The 23,392-nt window shown below is 67.3% G+C and carries 23 protein-coding genes and 1 riboswitch; of the genes, 7 read left to right on the top strand and 16 right to left on the bottom strand.

Going from position 1 to position 23,392, the window contains the following annotated elements; translation table 11 throughout:
* Nucleotides 1-2 precede the first annotated feature (2 nt).
* A complete protein-coding gene (locus BM004_RS17105; RefSeq protein ID WP_093128848.1) occupies nucleotides 3-785 on the top strand; it encodes a DUF72 domain-containing protein in 783 nt (260 codons plus the stop codon).
* Nucleotides 786-813: 28 nt separating this feature from the next.
* Here BM004_RS17105 and BM004_RS17100 read toward each other — a convergent pair whose 3' ends face one another.
* Nucleotides 814-1,335 (bottom strand): bactofilin family protein, encoded by a 522-nt coding sequence (locus BM004_RS17100; RefSeq protein ID WP_093128847.1) that lies wholly within the window; start codon nucleotides 1,333-1,335, stop codon nucleotides 814-816.
* A gap of 114 nt (nucleotides 1,336-1,449) precedes the next feature.
* Between BM004_RS17100 and BM004_RS17095 the strand changes: the two genes are divergently transcribed.
* Entirely contained in the window at nucleotides 1,450-2,415 is a 966-nt protein-coding gene (locus BM004_RS17095; protein WP_093215181.1) for an ion transporter, read from the top strand.
* On the opposite strand, the gene BM004_RS17090 is transcribed toward BM004_RS17095, so the two are convergent.
* The 4 genes from BM004_RS17090 to BM004_RS17075 all read right to left on the bottom strand — a co-directional run bounded on the left by BM004_RS17090 (nucleotide 2,360) and on the right by BM004_RS17075 (nucleotide 5,413).
* A complete protein-coding gene (locus tag BM004_RS17090) occupies nucleotides 2,360-2,947 on the bottom strand; it encodes an IMPACT family protein (protein WP_093215179.1) in 588 nt (195 codons plus the stop codon). The genes BM004_RS17095 and BM004_RS17090 overlap by 56 nt on opposite strands.
* A gap of 19 nt (nucleotides 2,948-2,966) precedes the next feature.
* A complete protein-coding gene (gene metW, locus BM004_RS17085) occupies nucleotides 2,967-3,557 on the bottom strand; it encodes a methionine biosynthesis protein MetW (RefSeq protein ID WP_093128844.1) in 591 nt (196 codons plus the stop codon).
* On the bottom strand, nucleotides 3,554-4,717 hold the full coding sequence (locus BM004_RS17080) for a homoserine O-succinyltransferase MetX (protein ID WP_093128843.1): 1,164 nt from the start codon (nucleotides 4,715-4,717) through the stop codon (nucleotides 3,554-3,556). Before BM004_RS17080 ends, metW begins: the two co-directional genes overlap by 4 nt.
* Nucleotides 4,718-4,849: 132 nt before the next feature.
* Complete coding sequence (locus BM004_RS17075; protein ID WP_093128842.1) at nucleotides 4,850-5,413, bottom strand: TMEM165/GDT1 family protein; 564 nt, start codon at nucleotides 5,411-5,413, stop codon at nucleotides 4,850-4,852.
* Nucleotides 5,414-5,447: 34 nt separating this feature from the next.
* A riboswitch (yybP-ykoY riboswitch) is annotated at nucleotides 5,448-5,613 on the bottom strand.
* A 260-nt stretch (nucleotides 5,614-5,873) separates the two neighbouring features.
* On the opposite strand from BM004_RS17075, the gene BM004_RS17070 reads away from it, so the two are divergent.
* Nucleotides 5,874-6,443 (top strand): RNA recognition motif domain-containing protein, encoded by a 570-nt coding sequence (locus tag BM004_RS17070; RefSeq protein WP_093215176.1) that lies wholly within the window; start codon nucleotides 5,874-5,876, stop codon nucleotides 6,441-6,443.
* A 105-nt stretch (nucleotides 6,444-6,548) separates the two neighbouring features.
* Here the strand turns inward: BM004_RS17070 and BM004_RS17065 are convergent, their stop codons facing one another.
* From BM004_RS17065 to BM004_RS17050, 4 genes are read right to left on the bottom strand one after another with little or no spacing between them, the layout of a single operon-like run.
* On the bottom strand, nucleotides 6,549-7,331 hold the full coding sequence (locus BM004_RS17065; RefSeq protein WP_093128840.1) for an SDR family oxidoreductase: 783 nt from the start codon (nucleotides 7,329-7,331) through the stop codon (nucleotides 6,549-6,551).
* Nucleotides 7,332-7,357: 26 nt separating this feature from the next.
* Nucleotides 7,358-8,023 (bottom strand): LPS export ABC transporter periplasmic protein LptC, encoded by a 666-nt coding sequence (lptC, locus tag BM004_RS17060; RefSeq protein ID WP_093128839.1) that lies wholly within the window; start codon nucleotides 8,021-8,023, stop codon nucleotides 7,358-7,360.
* Entirely contained in the window at nucleotides 8,020-8,580 is a 561-nt protein-coding gene (locus BM004_RS17055; RefSeq protein WP_093128838.1) for a KdsC family phosphatase, read from the bottom strand. The genes lptC and BM004_RS17055 overlap by 4 nt, the downstream gene beginning before the upstream one ends.
* Nucleotides 8,580-9,581 (bottom strand): KpsF/GutQ family sugar-phosphate isomerase, encoded by a 1,002-nt coding sequence (locus tag BM004_RS17050; RefSeq protein ID WP_093128837.1) that lies wholly within the window; start codon nucleotides 9,579-9,581, stop codon nucleotides 8,580-8,582. Before BM004_RS17050 ends, BM004_RS17055 begins: the two co-directional genes overlap by 1 nt.
* An 87-nt stretch (nucleotides 9,582-9,668) precedes the next feature.
* Between BM004_RS17050 and BM004_RS17045 the strand changes: the two genes are divergently transcribed.
* Nucleotides 9,669-11,654: a monovalent cation:proton antiporter family protein gene (locus BM004_RS17045; RefSeq protein WP_093215175.1), complete on the top strand. Its 1,986-nt coding sequence runs from the start codon at nucleotides 9,669-9,671 to the stop codon at nucleotides 11,652-11,654.
* A gap of 127 nt (nucleotides 11,655-11,781) precedes the next feature.
* Here BM004_RS17045 and BM004_RS17040 read toward each other — a convergent pair whose 3' ends face one another.
* From BM004_RS17040 to rpmH, 7 genes are all read right to left on the bottom strand, one after another.
* Nucleotides 11,782-12,804, bottom strand: coding sequence for a zinc-ribbon domain-containing protein (locus tag BM004_RS17040; RefSeq protein ID WP_093215172.1), 1,023 nt, complete (start codon nucleotides 12,802-12,804; stop codon nucleotides 11,782-11,784).
* Nucleotides 12,805-12,924: 120 nt separating this feature from the next.
* A complete protein-coding gene (locus BM004_RS17035; RefSeq protein WP_093128834.1) occupies nucleotides 12,925-13,386 on the bottom strand; it encodes a Crp/Fnr family transcriptional regulator in 462 nt (153 codons plus the stop codon).
* 90 nt (nucleotides 13,387-13,476) lie between these two features.
* Nucleotides 13,477-14,883 (bottom strand): tRNA uridine-5-carboxymethylaminomethyl(34) synthesis GTPase MnmE, encoded by a 1,407-nt coding sequence (mnmE, locus tag BM004_RS17030; RefSeq protein ID WP_093215170.1) that lies wholly within the window; start codon nucleotides 14,881-14,883, stop codon nucleotides 13,477-13,479.
* A gap of 69 nt (nucleotides 14,884-14,952) precedes the next feature.
* On the bottom strand, nucleotides 14,953-16,644 hold the full coding sequence (gene yidC / locus BM004_RS17025) for a membrane protein insertase YidC (RefSeq protein WP_093128832.1): 1,692 nt from the start codon (nucleotides 16,642-16,644) through the stop codon (nucleotides 14,953-14,955).
* Entirely contained in the window at nucleotides 16,641-16,928 is a 288-nt protein-coding gene (gene yidD / locus BM004_RS17020; protein ID WP_007834832.1) for a membrane protein insertion efficiency factor YidD, read from the bottom strand. The genes yidC and yidD overlap by 4 nt, the downstream gene beginning before the upstream one ends.
* Entirely contained in the window at nucleotides 16,925-17,353 is a 429-nt protein-coding gene (locus tag BM004_RS17015; RefSeq protein ID WP_093215167.1) for a ribonuclease P protein component, read from the bottom strand. The genes yidD and BM004_RS17015 overlap by 4 nt, the downstream gene beginning before the upstream one ends.
* 101 nt (nucleotides 17,354-17,454) lie before the next feature.
* Nucleotides 17,455-17,589 (bottom strand): 50S ribosomal protein L34, encoded by a 135-nt coding sequence (rpmH, locus tag BM004_RS17010; protein WP_007834827.1) that lies wholly within the window; start codon nucleotides 17,587-17,589, stop codon nucleotides 17,455-17,457.
* Between the two features lie 340 nt (nucleotides 17,590-17,929).
* Here rpmH and dnaA point away from each other — a divergent pair, with 340 nt between their 5' ends.
* The 3 genes from dnaA (at nucleotide 17,930) to gyrB (ending at nucleotide 23,269) form a co-directional block, all read left to right on the top strand.
* Nucleotides 17,930-19,309, top strand: a complete 1,380-nt coding sequence (gene dnaA, locus BM004_RS17005; RefSeq protein WP_093215165.1) for a chromosomal replication initiator protein DnaA — start codon at nucleotides 17,930-17,932, stop codon at nucleotides 19,307-19,309.
* Between the two features lie 96 nt (nucleotides 19,310-19,405).
* The gene (gene dnaN / locus BM004_RS17000; RefSeq protein ID WP_093128829.1) at nucleotides 19,406-20,512 is read left to right on the top strand and encodes a DNA polymerase III subunit beta; all 1,107 of its coding nucleotides are present in this window, start codon (nucleotides 19,406-19,408) and stop codon (nucleotides 20,510-20,512) included.
* A 135-nt stretch (nucleotides 20,513-20,647) separates the two neighbouring features.
* On the top strand, nucleotides 20,648-23,269 hold the full coding sequence (gyrB, locus tag BM004_RS16995) for a DNA topoisomerase (ATP-hydrolyzing) subunit B (RefSeq protein WP_093215162.1): 2,622 nt from the start codon (nucleotides 20,648-20,650) through the stop codon (nucleotides 23,267-23,269).
* Nucleotides 23,270-23,392: the final 123 nt, after the last annotated feature.

Raw genomic sequence — 23,392 nt, 5'->3', positions numbered from 1 at the left:
ATGTGAGCAAGGCAGACATCAAGGTGGGCATTGGCGGCTGGACCTACGAACCCTGGCGCGACAACTTCTATCCCAAGGGGCTCGCGCACGCGAAGGAGTTGAACTACGCGAGCCGCAAGGTCAGCTCCATCGAGATCAACGGCACCTACTACAGCACCTTCAAGCCCGAGACTTTCAGGAAGTGGCACGACGACACGCCGGCCGACTTCATGTTCTCGCTCAAGGCCTCGCGTTTCTCGACCAACCGCAAGCTGCTGGCGGGCGCGGGCGAGTCGATCCAGCGCTTCATCGACAGCGGCGTGGCCGAGCTCGGCGACAAGCTCGGGCCGATCGTGTGGCAGTTCATGCCGACCAAGCAGTTCGATGCGGAAGACTTCGAGGCTTTTCTTTCGCTGCTGCCCGGGAAGGAAGGCAGCCGCGTGCTGCGGCACGTGATGGACGTGCGGCACGAGAGCTTCATCACGCCGGCCTACCAGGCGCTGGCGAAGAAGCACAAGGTGTCGACGGTGTTCACCGACGCCGACAAGTTTCCGTCGTTCGAGGAGCCCGAGGGCGACGTCGCCTATGCGCGGCTCATGATGGCCGACGCCAAGCTCAAGACGGGCTACGGCCCGAAGGCGCTGGACACGTGGGCCGAACGGGCGCAGGGCTGGACCACGTCACCCACGAAGAAAACCGGGAAGCGCGACGTGTTCGTCTACTTCATCAACGGCGCCAAAGAAAAAGCACCGGCCGCGGCCGGTGCCTTGCTGGAGCGCCTGGGGTGGACCCCGCCGACTGCTTAAGTCCTAAGCAGCAACGAGCGGCCTGGACTCAAGCCGCCTGGAGCGACGGCTTGGTGCCGTGGCTGATCTCGCCGGAAAGCTGGCCGCCTTCCTCGATCACGATCTTGCCGTAGCGGATCTTGCCGGTGACCTTGCCGGTCGAGTGGATCACGAGCTTCTCGCGCACCGTGAGGCTGCCGTCGAACACGCCGCGGATCTCGGCGATGTCGATCTCCGCGGAGCCCTTGAACTCGCCCTGTTCGGCGATCTGCATCAGGCGCGAGTCCATCGTGGCCTCGACCAGGCCTTCGACCACGAGCGTGTCGCAGTCGGTGATCTCGACGCCCTTGAGCTTGATGTTCGGGCCGACGGTGAGCTTGCTGCCGCCTTCCTTGACGGCGGGTGCAGCAGCGGCTGCGGGGTTCAGGCCGCCCTGCTGTGCGGTCAGCGACGATGGATTCACGGGGGTACCCGAGAGATTGGTGCCTGCGCCGACCAGCGGCGCGGGGCGGGAATTCAACGAATCGGTGTCTCGATCACGCTTGCCGAAGAAGGGGGACTGTGTAGCCAATGGGGAGCTCCTCAAGAAAGGGACTATCGTAAGAACGCGCTCACTGCATGCGGCACTTCATTGCGCAAGAAGCGTAACCGAATAAGTCGTGCAGACACATGACAATGGCGCTTCATGACCCGTTCGAACACCGAAGTTTCCAGTGGCGCGCCCGCCGCGCCCGCCATGCGCGCCATCTCGTCCGCCACCGACTCGCGCTTCGACAAGCCCGCGCACGGTTGGCGCCGCACGCTGTTCACGGTGATCTTCGAGGCCGACACGCGCGCGGGGCTGGTGTTCGACCTGGCGCTGATCGCGGTGATCGTCACCAGCGTGCTGGTGGTGATCCTGGACAGCGTGCAGTCGATCCGCGAACAGTGGCGCCCGCTGTTCAACGCGCTCGAATGGGTGTTCACCATTCTGTTCACGCTGGAGTACATCGCGCGGCTGTGCTGCGTGAACAAGCCGCTTCGCTATGCGCTGAGCTTCTACGGCGTGATCGACCTGCTCGCGCTGCTGCCGACGTTCCTGGTGGCGCTCGCGCCGGAGATGGCCTACCTGATCGACGTGCGCATCCTGCGGCTGCTGCGCGTGTTCCGCATCTTCAAGCTGTCACGCTACTCGGTGGAGTACCGCGCGCTGGTCTCGGCCGTGGCATCGAGCCGGCGCAAGATCATCGTGTTCGTCGGCTTCGTGATGCTGGTGGTGCTGGTGATGGGCACGCTGATGTACGTGGTCGAAGGGCCGCAGCACGGTTTCACCAGCATTCCGGTGGCCATCTACTGGGCCATCTCGACGATGGCCACGGTGGGCTTCGGCGACCTCGTGCCCAAGACCGACCTGGGCCGCGCGATCGCCTCGGTGATGATGCTGCTGGGCTGGGGCGTGCTCGCGGTGCCCACGGGCATCGTGACCGCCGAGATGGCGCGGCGCGGGCCCGACGACGACGAGACGGTGGTGGCAGCGGTGCCGCCGCGCGGCATTCTCGGGCTGACGCCGCCTCGGCCCGAGGTGCCCGCGGTGCCTGCAGTGCCCGCGAAACGCATCACTCCCGCGGCCAGACGGCGCGCCCTTGCGCAGCATCGCCGAGGCGCACGATGAAGGCGTCGGCATCGGGCTCGGGCAGCGAGAAGGCGAAGGCCACGTCGTCGCCGTGCTGCACGCTGTCGAGCGTCGCGCCCGCCGCGGCAAGTTCGCGCCGCACCAGGCCTTCGAGCGCATAAGGCACCGAACAGCGCAGGCTGCGCTGGCGCACCAGCGGCACGAGCGTGGCGCCGAGCAGCGCTTGCGCCACCGCATCGGTGTAGGCCCGCACCAGGCCGCCCGCGCCGAGCTTCACGCCGCCGAAGTAGCGCACCACCGTTGCGAGCGCGCCTTCGACCTGCTGGTGGCGCAGCACTTCGAGCATCGGCCGGCCGGCCGTGCCGCCGGGCTCGCCGTCGTCGTTGGCGGCCGACTGGCCACCGGCCATCAGGGCCCAGCAGACGTGCGCCGCGGCGGGATGCTCGGCGCGCAGCGACGCCACGACGGCCAGTGCGGCCGCGCGGTCGGGCACGGATTGCACGCAGCCGATGAAGCGGCTCTTCTTGATGAGCAGCTCGCTGTGGACCGGCTCGGCGAGCGTGAAGCTCATCGCCTGTTCAGCGAGCGGCTCAGCCGCCGCCGCGCTCGAACTTGAACACCGCCGTGCCGGCGCGCGCGTTGGGCAGCCAGCGCACGCCGCGCCCGTCCTGCAGGCCGAAGGCGTCGAGCACGCGCAGGTTGTTCTTGCCGGCCAGCACCTCGAAGTCCTTGAAGGTGCCCACGCGGATGTTCGGCGTGTCGTACCACTGGTAGGGCAGGCGGCGCGTCACGGGCATGCGCCCGCGCGCGATGCTCAGCCGGTTGGGCCAGTGCGCGAAGTTGGGGAAGGCGACGATGCCGATGCGGCCCACGCGCGCGGTCTCGCGCAGCATCACCTCGGCATTGCGCAGGTGCTGCAGCGTGTCGATCTGCAGCACCACGTCGAACGAGGCGTCGTCGAACATCGCGAGGCCTTCGTCGAGGTTGAGCTGGATCACGTCGACGCCGCGGCGGATGCACTGCAGCACGTTGCCGTCGGCAATCTCCACGCCGTAGCCGGTGCAGCCGCGCTCGCGCTGCAGCAGGTCGAGCAGGGCGCCGTCGCCGCAGCCGAGATCGAGCACGCGCGCGCCTTGCGGCACGAGTTCGGCAATCAGCCGCTGGTGGTCGAGGTCGCTCATTGCTGGAACTCCTTGGCGACGCGATCGAAGTAGGAGCGCACCACGCCCATGTAGCGCACGTCGTCGAGCAGGAAGGCGTCGTGGCCGTGCGGCGCGTCGATCTCCGCGTAGCTCACGTTGCGGCGGTTGTCGAGCAGCGCCTTCACCAGCTCGCGGCTGCGCGCGGGCGAGAAGCGCCAGTCGGTCTTGAAGCTCACCAGCAGGAACTTGGCGCTGGCCTGCGCGAAGGCGGTGCTGAGCTTGCCGCCATGGCTGCGCGCGGGGTCGAAGTAGTCGAGCGCGCGCGTGATCAGCAGGTAGGTGTTGGCGTCGAAGTACTCGCTGAACTTGTCGCCCTGGTAGCGCAGGTAGCTCTCGATCTGGAACTCCACGTCCTGCGTGGAATAGCGGTAGTCGAGCGCCGCAGCCTCACCTTCGACGGCGCTACGCAGGATGCGGCCGAACTTGGTGTTCATCACGTCGTCGCTCAGGTAGGTGATGTGGCCGATCATTCGCGCGATGCGCAGGCCGCGCTTGGGGATCGCGCCGTGTTCGTAGAAGTGGCCGCCGTGGAAGTCGGGGTCGGTCACGATGGCGCGGCGCGCCACCTCGTTGAAGGCGATGTTCTCGGCCGTGAGGTTGGGCGCGCTGGCCACCACCACGGCGTGGCGCACGCGCTGCGGGTACTGCAGCGTCCAAGACAGCGCCTGCATGCCGCCGAGGCTGCCGCCCATGACGGCCGCAAGCGTCTCGATGCCCAGCGCGTTCAGCAGCTCGGCCTGGGCGTCGACCCAGTCTTCGACGGTCACCACCGGGAAGTCGGCACCGTAGACGCGGCCGGTGGCGGGGTTCACGTGCATCGGGCCGGTCGAGCCGAAGCAGGAGCCGAGGTTGTTCACGCCGATCACGAAGAAGCGGTCGGTGTCCACCGGCTTGCCCGGCCCCACCATGTTGTCCCACCAGCCCTCAGAGCGGGCCTGGCCCTCGTAGACGCCCGCGACGTGGTGCGAGGCGTTGAGCGCATGGCACACCAGCACCGCATTGCTGCGCTCGGCGTTCAGGGTGCCGTAGGTTTCGTAGGCGAGCGTGTAGTCGCTGATCGATGCGCCGCTGCGCAAGGCCAGGGGGCCCGCGAACTGCATCGACTGCGAGGTGACGACCAAAGGTGGTGACGACGACATGAATGAAAAAACCCGGCCTCGCCAAAAACGAGCCGGGTCTGCCGCGCCTGTCTTTAGCTGAATTTATAAAGCGCCCGCAAGCTGTAGCAAATCGGCGCGAGGGGCAGTATATCGCCCCGTCTCATCGGCAGCCTACCAGCCGATGATCATGATGATGCCCAGCACCAGGAAGATCGCGGCCGAGATCCCGTGCACCAGCTTGATCGGCACGCGCCGCACGATCTTTTCGCCGAGCCACACCACCGGCGCATTGGCCAGCATCATGCCCAGCGTGGTGCCGGCCACCACCCAGAAGTAGTCGTGCGTGAAGCGCGCGGCCAGCATGACGGTGGCAATCTGGGTCTTGTCGCCCATCTCGGCCAGGAAGAAGGCGATCACGGTGGTGCCGAAGACGCCGAACTTCGACACGCCGGGGGCGTCGTCGTCGTCGAGCTTGTCGGGAATCAGCATCCAGGCGGCCATGGCGATGAACGAGCCGCCGAGGATCCAGCGCAGCACCTCGGGCCCGAGCCAGCGCGTGATGTAGTTGCCGACCGCACCCGCCAACGCGTGGTTGATGATGGTGGCAACGAAGATGCCGAGGACGATGGGCCAGGGTTTCCTGAAACGGGCCGCGAGCAAGAGTGCCAGGAGTTGGGTCTTGTCGCCCATTTCGGCGAGCGCAACTACGCCGGTTGCAACGAGAAAAGCTTCCATGATGAACGTGGGGTTCCTTAGGCCGAAGGACGCAATTGACCATGCAACACCCTTCGGCCATTTTTTTCCGAAGTTGCATGGTCAAAGGTCTCGCCAGGTATGTTCACTGCACGCGCCATGTCCCGTGTGGGGCAGGACAAGTCTGTTGACGCGGGCCCTTCTCGCAGATCGGAAGGCGGCTACTCCCCAATGACGGGGCGGATTCTACACACCGCATCGAAAGCGCCTCTCCAAACCGTAAGCGTGCGCTAGCTTCCAGGTACTTTTGAAGGTGCTACCTCAAGACGCAATTTCCCGCTTGCATTTTCGATATTTCCCCCATAATGCACGAGCCTCCCTCTTCATTTTGGTCGGGAGTCAGTTCGGTGATCGGTCAGTTTCGCGCGACTCGACGGCTCTCGTTTGAGTGATGCTTTCGGGACTCCATCGCTTTTCTTGATGTGTTTATAGGAGTCCCTCGATGGGCAACAAACTGTACGTCGGCAACCTGCCTTACTCGGTGCGCGACGGAGATCTCGAACAGGCCTTCGGGCAGTTCGGCGCAGTGACCAGCGCCAAGGTCATGATGGAACGTGACACCGGCCGCTCGAAGGGCTTCGGCTTCGTCGAGATGGGCAGTGACGCGGAAGCACAGGCAGCCATCACCGGCATGAACGGCCAGCCCCTGGGCGGCCGCAGCGTCGTCGTCAACGAAGCACGTCCCATGGAAGCACGTCCCCCGCGCAGCGGTGGCGGTGGTGGCGGCGGCTACGGTGGTGGCGGCGGCGGTTATGGCGGCGGTGGTGGCGGTGGCTACGGCGGCGGCGGTGGTGGCTACGGTGGTGGTGGCGGCGATCGCAGCGGCGGCGGTGGCCGCTCCGGCGGTGGCGGTTACGGCGGCGGTGGCGGTGGCCGCAGTGGCGGCGGCGGCGGTGGTGGCGATGGCGGTTTCCGCAGCCCCTACGGTGCCGGCCCCCGTGGCGGTGGCGGCGGTGGTCGCAGCGGCGGCGGTGGTGGTGGCGGCTATGGCGGCGGCAACAGTGGCTACTGAGCCCTGCGCTTCCAGGCACCCAAAGACGAAAGGCTCCCTCGGGAGCCTTTTTTCATGGCCGGCAGCCCGTGCGGCCCGCCAGGCCCCGCTTGGTCCGGCGCGCCCTCAGGCTTCGCCGCTGCGCTTCTTGCGCTCGCGCCCTTGCACGGCGCGGTCGAGCACGGCGTTGGGCAGCATGCGCATGATCTTGGCGACCACGCCCATCTGCCACGGGATCACGCGGTAGCTCGTGCCCGCCTCGATGGCGCGCAGCGCCTGGGCCGCGAAGTCCTCGGCCGTCATGAGGAAGGGCATGCCATAGCGGTTGCCCTGCGTGAGCGGCGTGTCGATGTATCCGGGGCAGAGCGTGACCACCTTCACCCCGCTCTTGAACAGTTCGCCGCGCAGGCTCTCGCAGTACGCGACCACGCCCGCCTTGCTGGCGCAATACGCCCCGTGCCCCGGCAGCCCGCGGATCGACGCCACGCTGCCGATGCCCACCAGCCGGCCGGTGCCACGCTGCTCCATGGCCCGCACGAACGGATGAAAGGTCGCGGCCAGGCCGACATTGTTGGTGGCGAAGGTCTGCGCGAGCACGTCGAGGTCGGAGCGCTCGCCGGTGTCGATGCCGACGCTGATGCCGGCATTGGCGATGACCACGTCAGGCAGCCCCTGCTGCGCGATGCAGGCATGGCCGGCGGCCACGATGCTGTCGGTCTGCGCCACGTCGGCGCTGTAGATTTGATAGCGGTCCGCGCTGATCCGGCGCGCCTGAGCCCACGATTCGATCTCCGCCGTGCGGCGCGCGACCAGCGCCAGCCGGTACCCCGCGTCGTGGAAGCTCGCGGCCAGGGCCTGGCCGATGCCGCTGGAGGCGCCGGTGATGAAGACAAGCGGGGACGTGGTCATGCAGCGGTGGTTTTCTTTTTTCTTCTTCAGCGTTTCTTGGCGGGTGCGGCCGGGGCCGCCTTGGCGGCCGACGGAATCAGCACCCCGCGCACGCGGCCGTTCAGGTTGGCCACGCCGCTCAGGTTGTCGTAGTCGAGCGTGTCGCCGGTGAATTGGTCGGTGCCGCGCATGAGCGTGACCGGCTTGTTCGACGTGACCCGCTCGGTGTCGACATAGGCGTGCAGGAAGTCGCCGCGAAACTCGAGCTGCGGCGTGGCCTTGCCGTTCGGGCTCACCGACGGTTCGCGAATGACGATGGCGTTGCCGAACAGCTGGATCTCGCTGCCGTCGGAGTTCGACAACCCGCGGTCGGCCGTTGCGCGGGTCACGAGGCCCTCGGGCGACACCGAGCGCATGCGCACCTTGTCGACCTCCATGGTGTCGGTGTCCGGGTAGTGCCGCCCTTCGACGCCGTGCAGTTCGCTGCGCAGGTCGCCGTTGGGCAGGAAGTTCTTGATGACGAAGTCCCGCATGAAGTAGTCGGGCTCGTGCGTGGGCGCGACCTTGGCCGTGGGCTCCAGCAGCTTGGGCGCGTTGCGCACCAGCCAGTAGGTGCCCAGCGCAACGGCGGCCGTCAGGATGATCGGCAGGTAGATCGTGGTGCGGTCGATGACGTCGCGCGCCATGCCCCACGCGCGTTTCGCGGTGCTCATGCGTTCGGGCTCCGGTTCGGTCCCAGCGCCGCGTCGAGCATGGCGCGGTACTGGCCGCAGGCCGTGAGCAGCAGGTCGCAGAACTCGCGCGCCGCGCCTTCGCCGCCGCGCGCCTGGGTCACGTAGCGCGCAATGTTGCGCACCTCGGCATGGGCGTTGGCCGGCGCCGCCGCGAAGCCGACGCGCGTGAGCACGGGCAGGTCGGGCCAGTCGTCGCCGATGGCCGCGGCCTGAGCCCAGCTGAAGCCGAGCTGGTCGAGCATGGCCTGCGCGGCGGGCAGCTTGTCTTCGGTGCCGTAGCGCACATGCTCGATGCCCAGCGCCTCGAGCCGCACGCGCAGCGGCTTGGAGTCGCGCCCGGTGATCACGGCCGGCACGATGCCGGCCTTGCGCAGCAGCTTCAGGCCGTAGCCGTCGAGGATGCTGAAGCGCTTGAGCGTTTCGCCGTGCTCGGTGAAGTACACGCCGCCGTCGGTCAGCACGCCGTCGATGTCGAAGAAAACGATGCGCACGTCCTGTGCGGCGAGCAGGGTTTCGGCCTGGAACTCGAGCGGCATCAGATGACCTTCGCGCGCATCAGGTCGGTGGTGTTGATCGCGCCCACGATCACCCCCGCGCCGTCGATCACGAACAGGCGGGTGATGCCGCATTGCTCCATGAGCTCGGCGGCTTCCACCGCCAGCGCGTCCACGCGAATGGTGCGCGGGTCGTGGTGCATCACGTCGGCGGCCCTGGGGCTGCGCAGGTCGGCGCCGGCCTCGATCAGGCGGCGCAGGTCGCCGTCGGTGAAGATGCCCAGCGCGCGGCCGTCGGGCGCGACCACCGCCGCGGCGCCGAAGCCCTTGTTGCTCATGGCGCGCATCAGCTCGCTGACGTTGGCGTCGGGTGCCACGCGCGGCACGTCGTCGCCCGAGCGCATCACGTCGCTCACGTGCGTGAGCAGCTTGCGCCCGAGCGCGCCGCCCGGGTGCGAGCGCGCGAAGTCTTCCGAGCCGAAGCCGCGCGCGTCGAGCAGCGCCACGGCCAGCGCGTCGCCCATCGCCATCTGGGCGGTGGTGCTCGCGGTGGGGGCGAGGTTGAGCGGGCAGGCTTCCTTGGACACGCCGGCGTCGATGACGATGTCGGCATGGCGGGCCAGGGTCGATTCGAGGCGGCCGGTCATGGCGATCAGGGGCACGCCCTGGCGCTTGACGACCGGCAGGATGACGGTGAGCTCGTCGACCTCGCCGCTGTTGGAGATGGCCAGCACCAGGTCGACCGACTTGATCATGCCGAGGTCGCCGTGGCTGGCCTCGGCCGGGTGCACGAACATCGCGGGCGTGCCGGTGGAGGCGAGGGTGGCGGCGATCTTGCGGCCGACGTGGCCGCTCTTGCCCATCCCCATCACGACCACGCGGCCGCGCACCTCGAGGATCTTGCGCACGGCGTCGACGAAGCTCGGACCGACGCGGGTCTTCAAGCCGTGAACGGCTTCGGCTTCGATGTCGAAGGTGAGGCGTGCCCGAGCGAGGATGGCTTCGGGGTCGACCACGGGGGCCGGGGCGGGGCGGGAGCTCATCGGGCGATTTTACGGGCCGGGCCATGCAGGGGCATGCCATGTCCCGTGGAAGCCCGGGGCACGGACATTGCTCTAGCATCGGCGCCCATGTCTTCGTTCGATCTCACGCTGTTGTATCTCCTTGCCGCGGTGATCGGCGTGGTGGCCTGCCGTTCCCTGAAATTGCCGCCGATGCTCGGCTATCTCTCGGCCGGCGTGCTCATCGGACCGCACGCGTTCGCGCTCGCGCAGAACACCGAAGGCATCCAGCACCTGGGCGAGTTCGGCGTGGTGTTCCTCATGTTCGTGATCGGGCTGGAGTTCAGCCTGCCCAAGCTGCGCGCGATGCGCAAGCACGTGTTCGGGCTCGGCCTGCTGCAGGTGCTGCTGACGATGACCATCGCCACCATCGGCGCGCTGGTCATCGCGCACTGGCTGCCGCCCTCGTGGCGGCTGGGCTGGCAGACCGCGCTGGCGCTGTCGGGCGCGCTCACCATGAGCAGCACGGCCATCGTGGTCAAGCTGATGGCCGAGCGGCTCGAACTCGAGAGCGAACACGGCAAGCGCGTGATGGGCGTGCTGCTGTTCCAGGACCTGGCCGTGGTGCCGCTGCTGGTGCTGATTCCCGCGCTGGGCGCGCCGCCCGAGGCGCTGGCCAAGGCGCTGGGCTTCGCGCTGCTGAAGGCGAGCTTCCTGATCGGCGTGCTGCTGTACGGCGGCCCGCGCGTCATGCGCTGGTGGCTCACGCTGGTGGCGCGGCGGCGCAGCGAGGAGCTCTTCATCCTGAACGTGCTGCTGATCACGCTGGGCCTGGCGTGGCTCACCGAGCTGGCCGGCCTGAGCCTGGCGCTGGGCGCCTTCATCGCGGGCATGCTGGTGTCGGAGACCGAATACAAGCACCAGGTCGAGACCGACATCCGGCCCTTCCACGACGTGCTGCTGGGCCTGTTCTTCATCACCGTGGGCATGTCGCTCGACTGGCACATCGTGGTCGAGCGCTGGCTGCTGGTGGGCGTGCTGCTGCTGGTGCCGCTGGCGTTCAAGCTCGGGCTGGTGACGGTGCTGGCCAAGGTGCTGGGCGCCACCTCGGGCGTGTCGCTGCGCACCGGCCTGTACCTGGCGCAGGCCGGCGAGTTCGGCTTCGTGCTGCTGACGCTGGCGCAGGAGCGCAGCCTGCTGCCGCCGTGGCTGGCCAACCCGGTGCTGGCGTCGATGGTGCTGTCGATGCTGGCCACGCCCTTCATCATCATGTACAGCAACGTCATCGTGCGAAAGCTGGTGGCCAGCGACTGGCTGCAGCAGTCGTTGCAGATGACGAGCATCGCGCGCAAGACCATCAACACCGCGCAGCACGTGATCATCTGCGGCTACGGGCGCTGCGGCCAGAACCTGGCGCGCATCCTGGAGCGCGAAGGCATCCCGTACATGGCGCTCGACCTCGACCCCGACCGCGTGCGCCAGGCCGCCGCCGCCGGCGACTCGGTGGTGTTCGGTGACGCCGCGCGCCTGCAGGCCCTGATGGCCGCGGGCCTGGCGCGCGCCAGCGCCGTGGTGGTCACCTACCTCGACGTGCCGGGCGCCATGAAGGTGCTGGCCAACACGCGCGCGCATGCGGCGCACGTGCCGGTGATCGTGCGCACGCAGGACGACCACGACCTCGAGAAGCTGCAGGCGGCCGGCGCCACCGAGGTGGTGCCCGAGGCCATCGAGGGTTCGCTGATGCTCGCCAGCCATGCGCTGGCGCTGGTCGGCGTGCCGATGCGCCGCGTGATCCGCGTGGTGCAGGACCAGCGCGACGCGCGCTACAACCTGCTGCGCGGCTACTTTCACGGCGCCGACGACGACAACGCCGACGAGATCGACCACGAGCGGCTCAACAGCTTCACCCTGAGCGCCGGCGCGCGCGCCATCGGGCAGACACTGGCCGGGTTGGCGCTGCACACGCTGGGCGTGCGCGTGGCCAGCCTGCGCCGCCAGGACGGCCAGCCGCGCACGCTGGCCGACGACACGGTGCTGTCGGACGGCGACACGCTGGTGCTGTCGGGCAAGCCCGCCGCCTTGTCCATGGCGGTCGAGCGGCTGCAAAAGGGCTGAAGCACCTTCCGGGGTACCGCGCGGAGCCGGCCTGGCCTGGCCTGGCCTGGCCTGGCTTGGCCGCTGGTGTCGCCTTCCGGCAGGGTCAGGCGAAGCGGCACGAAGTGCGCGCAACCTGGGGCCGGGATCAGTTGATCAGCGTCGGGTTGCGCTTTTCTTCTTCCAGGCGCTGCTGGCGGCGCACGGCTTCGCACTGCGCATGCGACTTGAACTCGGCCTTCAGGCACTGGGAGGCCATGCACTGCGCCTTGGCGATGAAGTTGCGGTCGCCGCACATGGCCGAAGGCTCGGCCGACGGTGCGGGAGCCGCCGGCGGCGGGGCCGACGCGGCAACGGGTGCCGCGGGTTCGGGCGCGCTGGGTGCCGGCGTGGCGGCGGTGGCCTGCTTGCGGGTCTTGGCCGCCGCGGGCTTGGCCGGTGCGGCGGGCGTTGCCTCCGCCTGCGCTGCGGCGGCATCGGGCTCGGCGGCGGGGGGATCGGTCACGGCGGGTGCCGCGGCTGGCGGCTCGGGCGGGACTGCGGGCGATGCCGGCGCCGGCGCGGTCATTGCAGCCGGCACCTCGGCGGCCGGTGCGGCTTCGTCGGCCGCCGCGGGTGCCTTGCGCGTCCCGTAGCCCGACCAGCCCGCCACGACCATCGCCACGGCAACGGCCAGCAGGCCCAGCCACAGCAGGATCACGCGCTTGCGCGGCGGCGCCGGCTCGACCGGCACGGAGCGGCGGACCTTGACCCGCGCCTTCTTGCGCTCGGCGCCCGGCGCCCGCGCGTCATCCGGCGCCGGGGCAAACGCGCGCGCGGCCGAGGGCGAGGGCGGCAGCTCTTCGTCGTCGTGCACCATGAAGACGGTCTGCTCGTCGTCGTCGCGCGGGCCGCCGCTCAGCCTGCCGAAGAACGACGGCCGTGCCGGCGCCCGGAAACGGGCGAAGACGGGCGCGGGCGCCGGGGGCGGCACCGGCTTGCCCTCGTCGAACAGCGGCGCCGGAATGGTCGGCGCGCGCAGCTGGGCGGGGGCGGTGGTGGCCCATTCGCGCTCGGGGCTCGGGGGCGGGGGGATCCGGTCGGGCGCGGCGGGCAGCTCGATGCCGCAGCCCCGGCAGAAATTGGCGCCGTCACGGTTTTCCGTGCTGCAGACCGGACAGATCAAGGCCATGGCTTACTGACTACTCTCGGGGATCCAAGGGAAAAACGGGGCTGGCCGATGGCGCGCATGGCCGCATCTGCGGGGTCTGGAAATTTCGGGCGGGTTGCGTGGCGCAGGCCGACTCGCGCTTCAGGTCACGGCCACGCGCTTGGAGCGGTGCGCCATGCGCTTGGCGATCACGGCGCCGAGCGCCAGCGCGATTTCCAGCGCCGTGTTCGGCTGGCGGTTCGACATTTCCACGAAACGCACCGAGGTGAGCCGCCACACGCGACCCGCGCCGGTGACCACCACGTTGGCCGAATGCGGCTGGCGCGAGAAGAACGCGCCTTCGCCCACCACCGAGCCGGCGGTGAGCACGGCGAGCTTCATCTGCTCCTTGCTGCTGACGCGGTGCACGCTGACGGCACCGCTTTCGATGAAGAACACCGAGCGGTCGGGCGTGCCCTGCTCGATCAGCACGTCGCCGATGCTGGTGTCGATCGGCTGCAGGTAGCCCGCCAGCGTCTCCCATTGCTGGACAGTGAACGTCAACGCAAAGGCGTCGCTGCTCAGGTTCTCCGCGATGACGCGGCTCAGGTTCTGGATGGACATGTTTTTTTCGACCCCCGCATGTGTGCCGAAGTATCCGCGAAGCTCGCAAGATTCGGCTACAAGTGTTTACGCTTTTGCGCGCGCGTGTCGCTATTTCCCAATGCAGAAGCGCGAAAAGATGACGCCCAGCAGGTCGTCCGCCCCGAACTCGCCGGTGATCTCGTTCAGCGCGTTCTGTGCCAGCCGCAATTCCTCGGCCAGCAGGTCGAGCAACTGGGCCTGCGCCGCAAGGTGGCCGGCCGCCAGCGCCAGGTGGTTTTCGACCTGCGCCAGCGCCTGCACGTGGCGCGCCCGCGCGAGGTACACGCCCTCGGGCACGGCCTGCCAGCCGGCCATGGCCAGCAGCTGTTCGCGCAGCGCCTCGATGCCCAGGCCGGTCTTGGCGGACAGGGCGATGCCTTCTTCGGAGTGCGCGCCGGGTGCCGCGTCCTGCTTGTTCCACACGTCGAGCACCGGCACGCTGGCCGGCAGCTTGCGGCGCAGGCCGGCGAGGATATCGGCGTCGGCGGCGGCGTAGTCGCCCAGGTGGGCGCGCGTCAGGTCGTGCAGGAACAGCACGGCATCGGCGCTTTCGATCTGGCCCCAGGCACGCGCCACGCCGATCTGCTCGACCTCGTCGCTGCTCTCGCGCAAGCCGGCGGTGTCGGCCACGTGCAGCGGCACGCCATGGATCTGGATGGTCTGCGACACCACGTCGCGCGTGGTGCCCGCCACCGCGCTCACGATGGCCAGCTCGGCACCGGCCAGCGCGTTGAGCAGCGAGCTCTTGCCCGCGTTGGGCTGCCCGACGATCACCACCTTGATGCCCTCGCGCAGCAAGGCGCCCTGGCGCGCGCGCTGTTGCACGGCGCCCAGCTGCGCCTGCAGCCTGTCGAGCTGGCCGGCGGCATCGGCCTTCTGCAGGAAGTCGATTTCTTCTTCGGGGAAGTCGAGCGTGGCTTCCACCAGCATGCGCAGGTGGATCAGCGCGTCGCGCAGCGCGTGGATCTCGCGCGAGAAGGCGCCCGACAGCGAACGCCCGGCGCTGCGCGCGGCCGCTTCGGTGCTCGCGTCGATCAGGTCGGCAATGGCCTCGGCCTGCGCCAGGTCGATCTTGCCGTTCAGGAAGGCGCGCTGGCTGAACTCGCCGGGCTCGGCCACGCGCAGGCCGGGCAGGCGCGGGCGGCCGGTGACCGGGTCGCTCTCGGCCGCGGCCTCCAGGCAGCGCGCCAGCAGCAGCTGCAGCACGACCGCGCCGCCGTGGGCCTGCAGCTCGAGCACGTCTTCGCCGGTGAAGGAGTTCGGCGACGGAAAGTGGATGGCCAGGCCGTGGTCGACCGGCTCGCCGGCGGCGTCGCGAAAGGGCAGGTAGGTGGCCTCGCGCGGCTTGAGCGCGCGGCCGCAGATCGCGTCGATCAGCGGCGCCAGCCTGGCACCCGACACCCGCACGATGCCGACCGCGCCGCGCCCCGAGGCGGTGGCGATGGCGACGATGGGATCGGTGGTGCGGGCGAGCATGGTGCGGATTCTTTCAGCAAAAAGGGCCGCTTTCGCGGCCCTTCGAGGGATGACTGGGGCGTCGTGCGGCTACTTCTTGGTGCCGAGCACGCCCAGGCGCTTGTTGATGAACCACTGCTGCGCGATCGACAGCGTGTTGTTCGTGATCCAGTACAGCACCAGGCCGGCCGGGAAGAAGATGAACATCACGCTGAACGCGAGCGGCATGATCCACATCAGCTTGGCCTGCATCGGGTCCGGTGGCGTCGGGTTGAGCCAGGTCTGGAACAGCGAGGTGGCCGTCATGACGATCGGCAGGATGTACCAGGGGTCCGGTGCCGACAGGTCGGTGATCCAGAGAATCCACGGTGCGTGGCGCATCTCGACCGACGACAGCAGCACCCAGTACAGCGCGATGAACACCGGGATCTGGATCACGATGGGGAAGCAGCCGCCCATCGGATTGACCTTCTCGGTCTTGTAGATCCGCATCATTTCCTGCTGCATCTCTTGCGGCTTGTCCTTCAGCCGCTCGCGCATTTCCATGATCTTCGGGTTGATGGCCTTCATCTTGGCCATGCTGGCGTACGCCTTGGCGTTGAGCCAGTAGAAGGCCGCCTTCAGCAGCACCACCAGCGCCACGATCGACCAGCCCCAGTTGCCCAGCACGCCGTGCAGCTGGTTCAGCAGCCAGTACAGCGGCTTGGAGATGATCGCGAAGATGCCGTAGTCCTTCACCAGGTCCAGGCCGGGAGCGATGGCTTCGAGCTTCTTTTCTTCCTCGGGGCCGGCGAACAGCGTGCTGTTCACGACCTGCGTGGCGCCCGGGGCGATTTTGGGCAGCGTGGCGACCATGGCCACGGTGAACAGGTTGTCGCCCAGGTCCTTCACGCGGAACTCGCGGCGCAGCTGTTCGCTGACCGGGTCGCCCTTGAGCAGCCAGGCCGACACGAAGTAATGCTGGACCATGGCCACCCAGCCGTCGTTGGCCGGCGGCGGCGGTTCGATCTTGCCCTTGGCGATGTCCTTGAAGTCGAGCTTGTGGAACTTCTTCTCGTTGGTGTACGCGGCCGGACCGGTGAAGGTGTTGGTGCCGAACATGGTGCCGGCGGCCACGGTGCCGTGGCGCAGCAGCTGCATGTACAGCTGCGCTTCGCGCGGCTGGTCGCTCACGTTGACCACTTCGTGGCGCACGCCGATGGCGTAGTCGCCGCGGTTGAACACGTAGGTCTTGACGTACTTCAGGCCGCCGACCGGGGCGCTCTCGAAGCTCACTTCCAGCGTGTTCTGGCCGTCGGCCATCTCGCGCGGACCGGCCTTCGGCGTCATCGGCGTCAGGTGGTTGGGGAAGCGTTCACCGGTATCGACCTGGTTGAGCAGGCCGGTCTGGGCGACGTAGCGGGTGGCGGGCGAGCCGTTTTCGAACAGCACCACGTGCTTGGTGCGATCGGCTTCGTCGTACTTGCGCAGCTCGAGGTGGTTGACCGTGGCGCCTTCGCTGTCGATCGTGGCCTTGAACAGGTCGGTGGTCACGCTGACCTGCTCGCGCGGCGCGGCCGCAGCCGCCTGCGTGGGCACGGCGCCGGCATTGCCGGTGGTGCCGGACGCGGTCGGCACGCCATTGGCCGCGGGTGCGTTGGCGGGCGCCGCGGCCGTGGCGGCGGGCTTGCTCGACGGCAGGAAGGTCGGCTTGTTGCCGTTGAAGACCTGCCATTGGTCCCACAGCAGCACCAGCGAGAACCCAAAAATCACCCACAGGATCGTGCGGCGGATATCGTTCATGACGAAGACTTCTTGTCGGAGGAGAGAAGAGACGAAAACAGCGATCCTGACTTGTCAGTGCGACGCTGTGATTTCGGTGGAACCGGGTCGTGCCCGCCGTCGCACCAGGGCTGGCAACGCGCGATGCGGTGCAGCGTGAGGTAGCTGCCCTTGAGCGCGCCATGCACCTCGAGCGCCTCGATTGAATACACCGAGCAGGTCGGCGTGAAGCGGCACGACTGCCCGAGCCAGGGGCTCAGCAGCAGGCGGTAGCCCTTCACGAGGCCGATCAGCAGGCGTTTCATGACGAGGCAGGCGGCGAAACGGGTGAACGCTCAGGCGAGGGACGTGCAGGCCGCGCGGCCCGCGCCAGCAGTTGCTGGAGCTCGGCGCGCACCGCGCCCTTGAGCTTGTCCGAAGTGGCGCTCACGAATTCCTTGCGGTCGAAACCGGCGCGCAGACGCACCACGTGCGCAGCACGCGGCAAAGCGACGCCCGGTGCGGCGCTCACTGAATAGATCTGACGCTTGATCGCGTTGCGCGTGACCGCGCGGCGCGCCCAGCGCTTGGGCACCATGGCACCCAGCCAGACGTCGTCGGACGCGAACAACGGCTGTGCGCTCGATGCGAGATCGAGCGCACAGCGGTGCAATGCGAAATGAGCAGTGCGCGCCACAGTGGCACCTGCGAGGACGGCCTGGAACTGCGCGCGGGTCTTGAGCCGCTGCATGGAAGCCGGGCCGTGCACGTCGGGGCCGGTCGAACCGGAAACGCTGGCTGCTGGAGCCTGCGTTGACGTGTCGGCTGCTGGCAACGGCAGGTGGGCTGCCGTCAGACGGCCAGGCGCTTGCGGCCCTTGGCGCGGCGTGCGTTGATGACGGCGCGGCCGCCACGGGTCTTCATGCGGACCAGGAAGCCGTGGGTACGGGCGCGGCGGACTTTGGATGCTTGGTAAGTGCGTTTCATGGTGATTTCCTAATTCCCTGTTCGCGCTGGCCTTCGCGCGGAAAGCGCAAAAAGACCCGCGGGGCGCCGGGGGAGCGTAATGGGATGACCCAGGGAGACCCCTGAACTCCTACTCCGGGCGCTGGTGACAACGCAAAGAGGTTTTCAGGGAAACCCGCAATTATCGCAAACATTGGCCGCCGGAACAATCTTCGACTGGATTTGCGGGCCTTTCGGCGCCAGCCGCAGCGTGTGGATAAGGTTTTGACAAGTTAGAATGCCCGGCGCCTTCCAGCAGAGAATATCCACAATACCTATACCAAAAAAATGCCTGAAGGTCTCCTCACTTTTCCAAGCGCCCATGTCCACTGACGGCATCGGCGAAAGCCTCTGGCAGGCCTGCGTCGACCAGCTCGCGCAGGAGCTGTCCGAGCAGCAGTTCAACACCTGGATCAAGCCCCTGACCGCACAGGTCGCCGACGACCTGTCGCGCATGACCGTGTTCGTCGCCAACCGCTTCAAGCTCGACTGGATCCGGGCCCAGTACGCCGGCAAGATTGCCGCCATGGCCGAGAAGATGTACGGCCAGCCGGTCGCCATCGAGTTAGCGCTTGCTCCTCGCGAAACGCCCGTGCGCTCTGCGCCCGTGACCGTCATGACCGAAACCGATGTGCCGCGCGACGTGGCCGGCCCGGGCGAGGAGCCCGCCGCCGCCGGCTTCAAGAACCGGCTGAATTCCGGCCTCACTTTCGACACCCTGGTCGAGGGCACGGCCAACCGCATGGCGCGCGCCGCGGCCATGCACGTGGCCGGCATGCCGGGGCATCTTTACAACCCGCTTTTCATCTACGGCGGCGTCGGCCTGGGCAAGACCCACCTGATGCACGCCGTGGGCAATCGGCTGCTCGCCGACAAGCCGGATTCCAAAGTTCTCTACATCCACGCCGAGCAATTCGTCTCGGATGTGGTCAAGGCGTATCAGCGCAAGACTTTCGACGAGTTCAAGGAGCGTTACCACTCGCTCGATCTGTTGCTGATCGACGATGTGCAGTTCTTTGCCAACAAGGACCGCACGCAGGAAGAATTCTTCAACGCGTTCGAGGCCCTGCTCGCCAAGAAGTCGCACATCGTGATGACCAGCGACACCTACCCCAAGGGCCTGGCGGACATCCACGAGCGCCTGGTCTCGCGCTTCGACTCGGGTCTGACGGTGGCCATCGAGCCGCCCGAGCTCGAGATGCGCGTGGCCATCCTGATCAACAAGGCGCGCGCCGAATCGGCCGAAATGCCCGAGGAAGTGGCCTTTTTCGTCGCCAAGAACGTGCGCTCCAACGTGCGCGAGCTCGAAGGCGCGCTGCGCAAGATCCTCGCGTACTCGCGCTTCAACCAGAAGGAGATCTCGATCGCCCTGGCGCGCGAGGCGCTGCGCGACCTGCTGTCGATCCAGAATCGCCAGATCTCGGTCGAGAATATCCAGAAGACGGTGGCCGACTACTACAAGATCAAGGTCGCCGACATGTACAGCAAGAAGCGCCCGGCCAGCATTGCGCGGCCGCGGCAGATCGCGATGTACCTGGCCAAGGAGCTCACGCAGAAGAGCCTGCCGGAAATCGGCGAGCTGTTCGGCGGGCGCGATCACACGACGGTGCTGCACGCGGTGCGCAAGATTTCGGGCGAGCGCCAGCAGCTCACCGAACTCAACCAGCAGCTCCACGTGCTCGAACAGACGCTCAAGGGCTGAAGAAGAAGCCGGATGTCATCGAAGGTGCCCCTCGCGACAGCGGAGAATGGCGCCCTTACAAGCTGATTCAAAGAGATAAGAGAAGAGGAAGAAGACATGATCGTTTTGAAGGCAAACCAAGACAAAGTCCTCGCCGCGCTGCAGTCGGTGGCGGGCATCGTGGAACGGCGTCACACCCTGCCCATCCTGGCGAACGTGCTGATCCGCAAGACCGGCGGCCAGCTGCAGCTGACCACCAGCGACCTCGAAATCCAGATCCGCACCACCGCCGAACTGGGCGGTGACGAAGGCAACTTCACCACCACCATCGGCGCGCGCAAGCTCATCGACATCCTGCGCACCATGCCGGCCGACCAGACCGTGAGTCTCGAGTCCAGCGCCAGCAAGCTCGTGCTCAAGGGCGGCAAGAGCCGCTTCACGCTGCAGTCGCTGCCCGCCGAAGACTTTCCGCTGGTGCAGGAAGCCGCCAATTTCGGCCCCGTGTTCAGCGTGCCGCAGAAGACGCTGAAGGACCTGCTCTCGCAGGTCTCCTTCGCGATGGCCGTGCACGACATCCGCTACTACCTGAACGGCATCCTGTTCGTGGCCGAAGGCAAGCAGCTGAGCCTGGTGGCCACCGACGGCCACCGCCTGGCGTTTTCGTCGGCCACGCTCGACGTCGAAGTGCCGCGCCAGGAAGTGATCCTGCCGCGCAAGACCGTGCTCGAAATGCAGCGCCTGCTGTCCGACGCCGAAGGCGCCATCGAGATGCAGTTCGCCAACAACCAGGCCAAGTTCAGCTTCGGCGGCATGGAATTCGTGACCAAGCTGGTCGAGGGCAAGTTCCCCGACTACAACCGCGTCATCCCGAAGAACCACAAGAACACCGTCACGCTCGGCCGCGCGCCGCTGCTGGCCAGCCTGCAGCGCACCGCCATCCTGACCAGCGAGAAGTTCAAGGGCGTGCGCCTGAACATCGAGCCGGGCACACTGCGCATCGCGTCGAACAACGCCGAGCAGGAAGAAGCCCAGGACGAGCTCGACATCGACTACGGTGGCGACAGCATCGAGATCGGCTTCAACGTCACCTACCTGATCGACGCGCTGTCGAACATGGACCAGGACATGGTCAAGCTCGACCTGGCCGACTCCAACAGTTCGGCCTTGCTGACCATCCCCGAGAACGCATCCTTCAAGTACGTCGTGATGCCGATGCGTATCTAGCAGACAGACCCCGAAGCGCCTTGCGCACGCAGCCCGCGGCCCTCCGCGGGTTTGCGCTTTCAAGAGGCGGCAAATTGAGCTTTTGAGAGCCCGAAAAATCACGGTGAATGCCGTGAGAGACAGAGGAATATCCGAATGAGTGCTGAAGAAAACAAGCCCGAAGTGCCGCACACCGAGCCGGTCTACACGCCTGAAGTGCAGGTCGTGCCGCCCGAAGTCATTGCCGCCGACACCAGCTACGGCGAAGGCTCGATCACGATCCTCGAAGGGCTTGAAGCCGTGCGCAAGCGCCCCGGCATGTACATCGGCGACACCTCCGACGGCACCGGCCTGCACCACCTGGTGTTCGAGGTGGTGGACAACTCCATCGACGAGGCGCTGGCGGGCCATTGCGACGACATCGTCGTGACCATCCACACCGACAACTCCATCAGCGTCACCGACAACGGCCGCGGCATTCCCACCGGCGTGAAGATGGACGACAAGCACGAGCCCAAGCGCTCGGCCGCTGAAATCGCGCTCACCGAACTGCACGCCGGCGGCAAGTTCAACCAGAACAGCTACAAGGTGTCGGGCGGCCTGCACGGCGTGGGCGTGTCCTGCGTGAACGCGCTGAGCGTCATGCTGCGCCTGGTGGTGCGCCGCGAAGGCAAGATCCACGAACTGCAGTTCAGCCGCGGCTTCGTGCAGGACCGCCTGCTGGAGACGGTGCAGGGCGTCGAAGTCTCGCCCATGAAGATCATCGGCGACACCGACAAGCGCGGCACCGAGGTGCACTTCCTGCCGGACACCGAGATCTTCAAGGAGAACAACGATTTCCACTACGAAATCCTCTCCAAGCGCCTGCGCGAGCTGAGCTTCCTGAACAACGGCGTGCGCATCCGCCTGAAGGACGAGCGCAGCGGCAAGGAAGACGACTTCTCGGGCGCCGGCGGCGTGCGCGGCTTCGTGGAGTTCATCAACAAGGGCAAGACCGTCCTGCACCCGAACTCGTTCTACGCAGAGGGCGAGAAGCCGGCCGAAACCTACGGCGGCATTCCCGGCACGCACATCGGCGTGGAAGTGGCGATGCAGTGGAACAGCGGCTACAACGAGCAGGTGCTGTGTTTCACCAACAACATCCCCCAGCGTGACGGCGGCACCCACCTGACCGGCCTGCGCGCCGCGATGACCCGCGTCATCAACAAGTACATCGAAGAGCACGAGTTCGCCAAGAAAGCCAAGGTCGAAGTCACCGGCGACGACATGCGCGAAGGCCTGTGCTGCGTGCTGAGCGTGAAGGTGCCCGAGCCCAAGTTCTCCAGCCAGACCAAGGACAAGCTGGTGTCCAGCGAAGTGCGCGCGCCGGTGGAAGACATCGTCGGACGCCTGCTGACCGACTACCTGCAGGAGCGCCCGAACGACGCCAAGATCATCTGCGGCAAGATCGTCGAGGCCGCCCGCGCCCGCGAAGCGGCCCGCAAGGCCCGCGAAATGACGCGCCGCAAGGGCGTGCTCGACGGCATGGGCCTGCCCGGCAAGCTGGCCGACTGCCAGGAAAAGGACCCCGCCCTGTGCGAGGTCTACCTGGTGGAGGGTGACTCCGCCGGCGGTTCCGCCAAGCAGGGCCGCGACCGGAAGTTCCAGGCCATCCTGCCGCTGCGCGGCAAGATCCTGAATGTGGAGAAGGCGCGCTACGAGAAGCTGCTCACCAGCAACGAAATTCTCACGATGATCACCGCGCTGGGCACCGGCATCGGCCGCGCCGGCGCCACCACCGCGGGCGGCGGCGCGGACGACTTCAACGTCGCCAAGCTGCGCTACCACCGCATCATCATCATGACCGACGCCGACGTCGACGGCGCCCACATCCGCACGCTGCTGCTGACCTTCTTCTACCGCCAGATGCCCGAGCTGGTCGAGCGCGGCCACATCTACATCGCACAGCCGCCGCTGTACAAGGTGAAGGTCGGCAAGGAAGAGCAGTACCTGAAGGACGGCCCCGCGCTCGACGCCTTCCTGCTCAAGGTGGCCCTGAAGGACGCGAGCCTGCAGACCGGCGGCGCCAACTCCACCACGCTCAGCGGCGACACCTTGGGCGAGCTGGCGCGCAAGCACCAGGTGGCCGAGGCCGTCATTGCGCGCCTGCGCAACTTCATGGACGCCGAGGCGCTGCGCGCCATTGCCGACGGCGTGGCGCTCGACCTCGACACCACGCCCGCCGCCTCGGCCTCGGCCGTGGCGCTGCAGTCCAAGCTGCGCGAGCTCAACACCACCGGCATTCCGGCCGAGGTGAGCCACGAGTTCGACGCGCGCACCGACAAGCCGCTGCTGCGCATCAGCCGCCGCCACCACGGCAACATCAAGAGCAGCGTGATCACGCAGGACTTCGTGCACGGCGCCGACTACGCAGCCCTGGCCGAAGCCGCCAACACCTTCCGCGGCCTGCTGAGCCCCGAAGGCGCGCTGGTGCGGCGCGGCGAAGGCGAACGCGGCAAGGAAGAAAAGGTCGACGACTTCCGCCAGGCCATGAAGTGGTTGATCGGCGAAGCCGAGCGCGCCACCTCGCGCCAGCGCTACAAGGGCCTGGGCGAAATGAACCCCGAGCAGCTGTGGGAAACCACCATGGACCCGACCGTGCGCCGCCTGCTGCGCGTGCAGATCGACGACGCGATCGAAGCCGACCGCGTGTTCACGATGCTGATGGGCGACGAGGTGGAACCGCGCCGCGAGTTCATCGAGCAGAACGCGCTGCGCGCGGCGAACATCGACGTGTAATTGCGCGAACCTTCGCATTCATTCAAAACGCCCGGCCCCGCCGGGCGTTTTGCATTGCGGCCACTGCAAAAACCATGAGGCAGAATCTGCGCCAATTTCGTTCGCGCACAGGACCCCTGCCAT

It is taken from the genome of Variovorax sp. OK212 (assembly GCF_900112425.1).
Classification (GTDB): domain Bacteria; phylum Pseudomonadota; class Gammaproteobacteria; order Burkholderiales; family Burkholderiaceae_C; genus Variovorax.
The sequence above is the reverse complement of the archived record's forward strand: the minus strand, read 5'-3'. Positions and strand labels throughout refer to the sequence as shown.

Coding starts and splice junctions, on each gene's coding strand:
- dnaA (WP_093215165.1), top strand. CDS start 17,930: ATGTCCACTGACGGCATCGGCGAAAGCCTCTGGCAGGCCTGCGTCGAC.
- BM004_RS17095 (WP_093215181.1), top strand. CDS start 1,450: ATGACCCGTTCGAACACCGAAGTTTCCAGTGGCGCGCCCGCCGCGCCC.
- gyrB (WP_093215162.1), top strand. CDS start 20,648: ATGAGTGCTGAAGAAAACAAGCCCGAAGTGCCGCACACCGAGCCGGTC.
- yidC (WP_093128832.1), bottom strand. CDS start 16,644: ATGAACGATATCCGCCGCACGATCCTGTGGGTGATTTTTGGGTTCTCG.
- BM004_RS17055 (WP_093128838.1), bottom strand. CDS start 8,580: ATGCCGCTCGAGTTCCAGGCCGAAACCCTGCTCGCCGCACAGGACGTG.
- BM004_RS17040 (WP_093215172.1), bottom strand. CDS start 12,804: ATGGCCTTGATCTGTCCGGTCTGCAGCACGGAAAACCGTGACGGCGCC.
- yidD (WP_007834832.1), bottom strand. CDS start 16,928: ATGAAACGCCTGCTGATCGGCCTCGTGAAGGGCTACCGCCTGCTGCTG.
- rpmH (WP_007834827.1), bottom strand. CDS start 17,589: ATGAAACGCACTTACCAAGCATCCAAAGTCCGCCGCGCCCGTACCCAC.
- BM004_RS17050 (WP_093128837.1), bottom strand. CDS start 9,581: ATGAGCTCCCGCCCCGCCCCGGCCCCCGTGGTCGACCCCGAAGCCATC.
- BM004_RS17075 (WP_093128842.1), bottom strand. CDS start 5,413: ATGGAAGCTTTTCTCGTTGCAACCGGCGTAGTTGCGCTCGCCGAAATG.
- dnaN (WP_093128829.1), top strand. CDS start 19,406: ATGATCGTTTTGAAGGCAAACCAAGACAAAGTCCTCGCCGCGCTGCAG.
- BM004_RS17045 (WP_093215175.1), top strand. CDS start 9,669: ATGTCTTCGTTCGATCTCACGCTGTTGTATCTCCTTGCCGCGGTGATC.
- metW (WP_093128844.1), bottom strand. CDS start 3,557: ATGAGCGACCTCGACCACCAGCGGCTGATTGCCGAACTCGTGCCGCAA.
- BM004_RS17015 (WP_093215167.1), bottom strand. CDS start 17,353: ATGCAGCGGCTCAAGACCCGCGCGCAGTTCCAGGCCGTCCTCGCAGGT.
- BM004_RS17080 (WP_093128843.1), bottom strand. CDS start 4,717: ATGTCGTCGTCACCACCTTTGGTCGTCACCTCGCAGTCGATGCAGTTC.
- BM004_RS17090 (WP_093215179.1), bottom strand. CDS start 2,947: ATGAGCTTCACGCTCGCCGAGCCGGTCCACAGCGAGCTGCTCATCAAG.
- mnmE (WP_093215170.1), bottom strand. CDS start 14,883: ATGCTCGCCCGCACCACCGATCCCATCGTCGCCATCGCCACCGCCTCG.
- lptC (WP_093128839.1), bottom strand. CDS start 8,023: ATGAGCACCGCGAAACGCGCGTGGGGCATGGCGCGCGACGTCATCGAC.
- BM004_RS17070 (WP_093215176.1), top strand. CDS start 5,874: ATGGGCAACAAACTGTACGTCGGCAACCTGCCTTACTCGGTGCGCGAC.
- BM004_RS17065 (WP_093128840.1), bottom strand. CDS start 7,331: ATGACCACGTCCCCGCTTGTCTTCATCACCGGCGCCTCCAGCGGCATC.
- BM004_RS17035 (WP_093128834.1), bottom strand. CDS start 13,386: ATGTCCATCCAGAACCTGAGCCGCGTCATCGCGGAGAACCTGAGCAGC.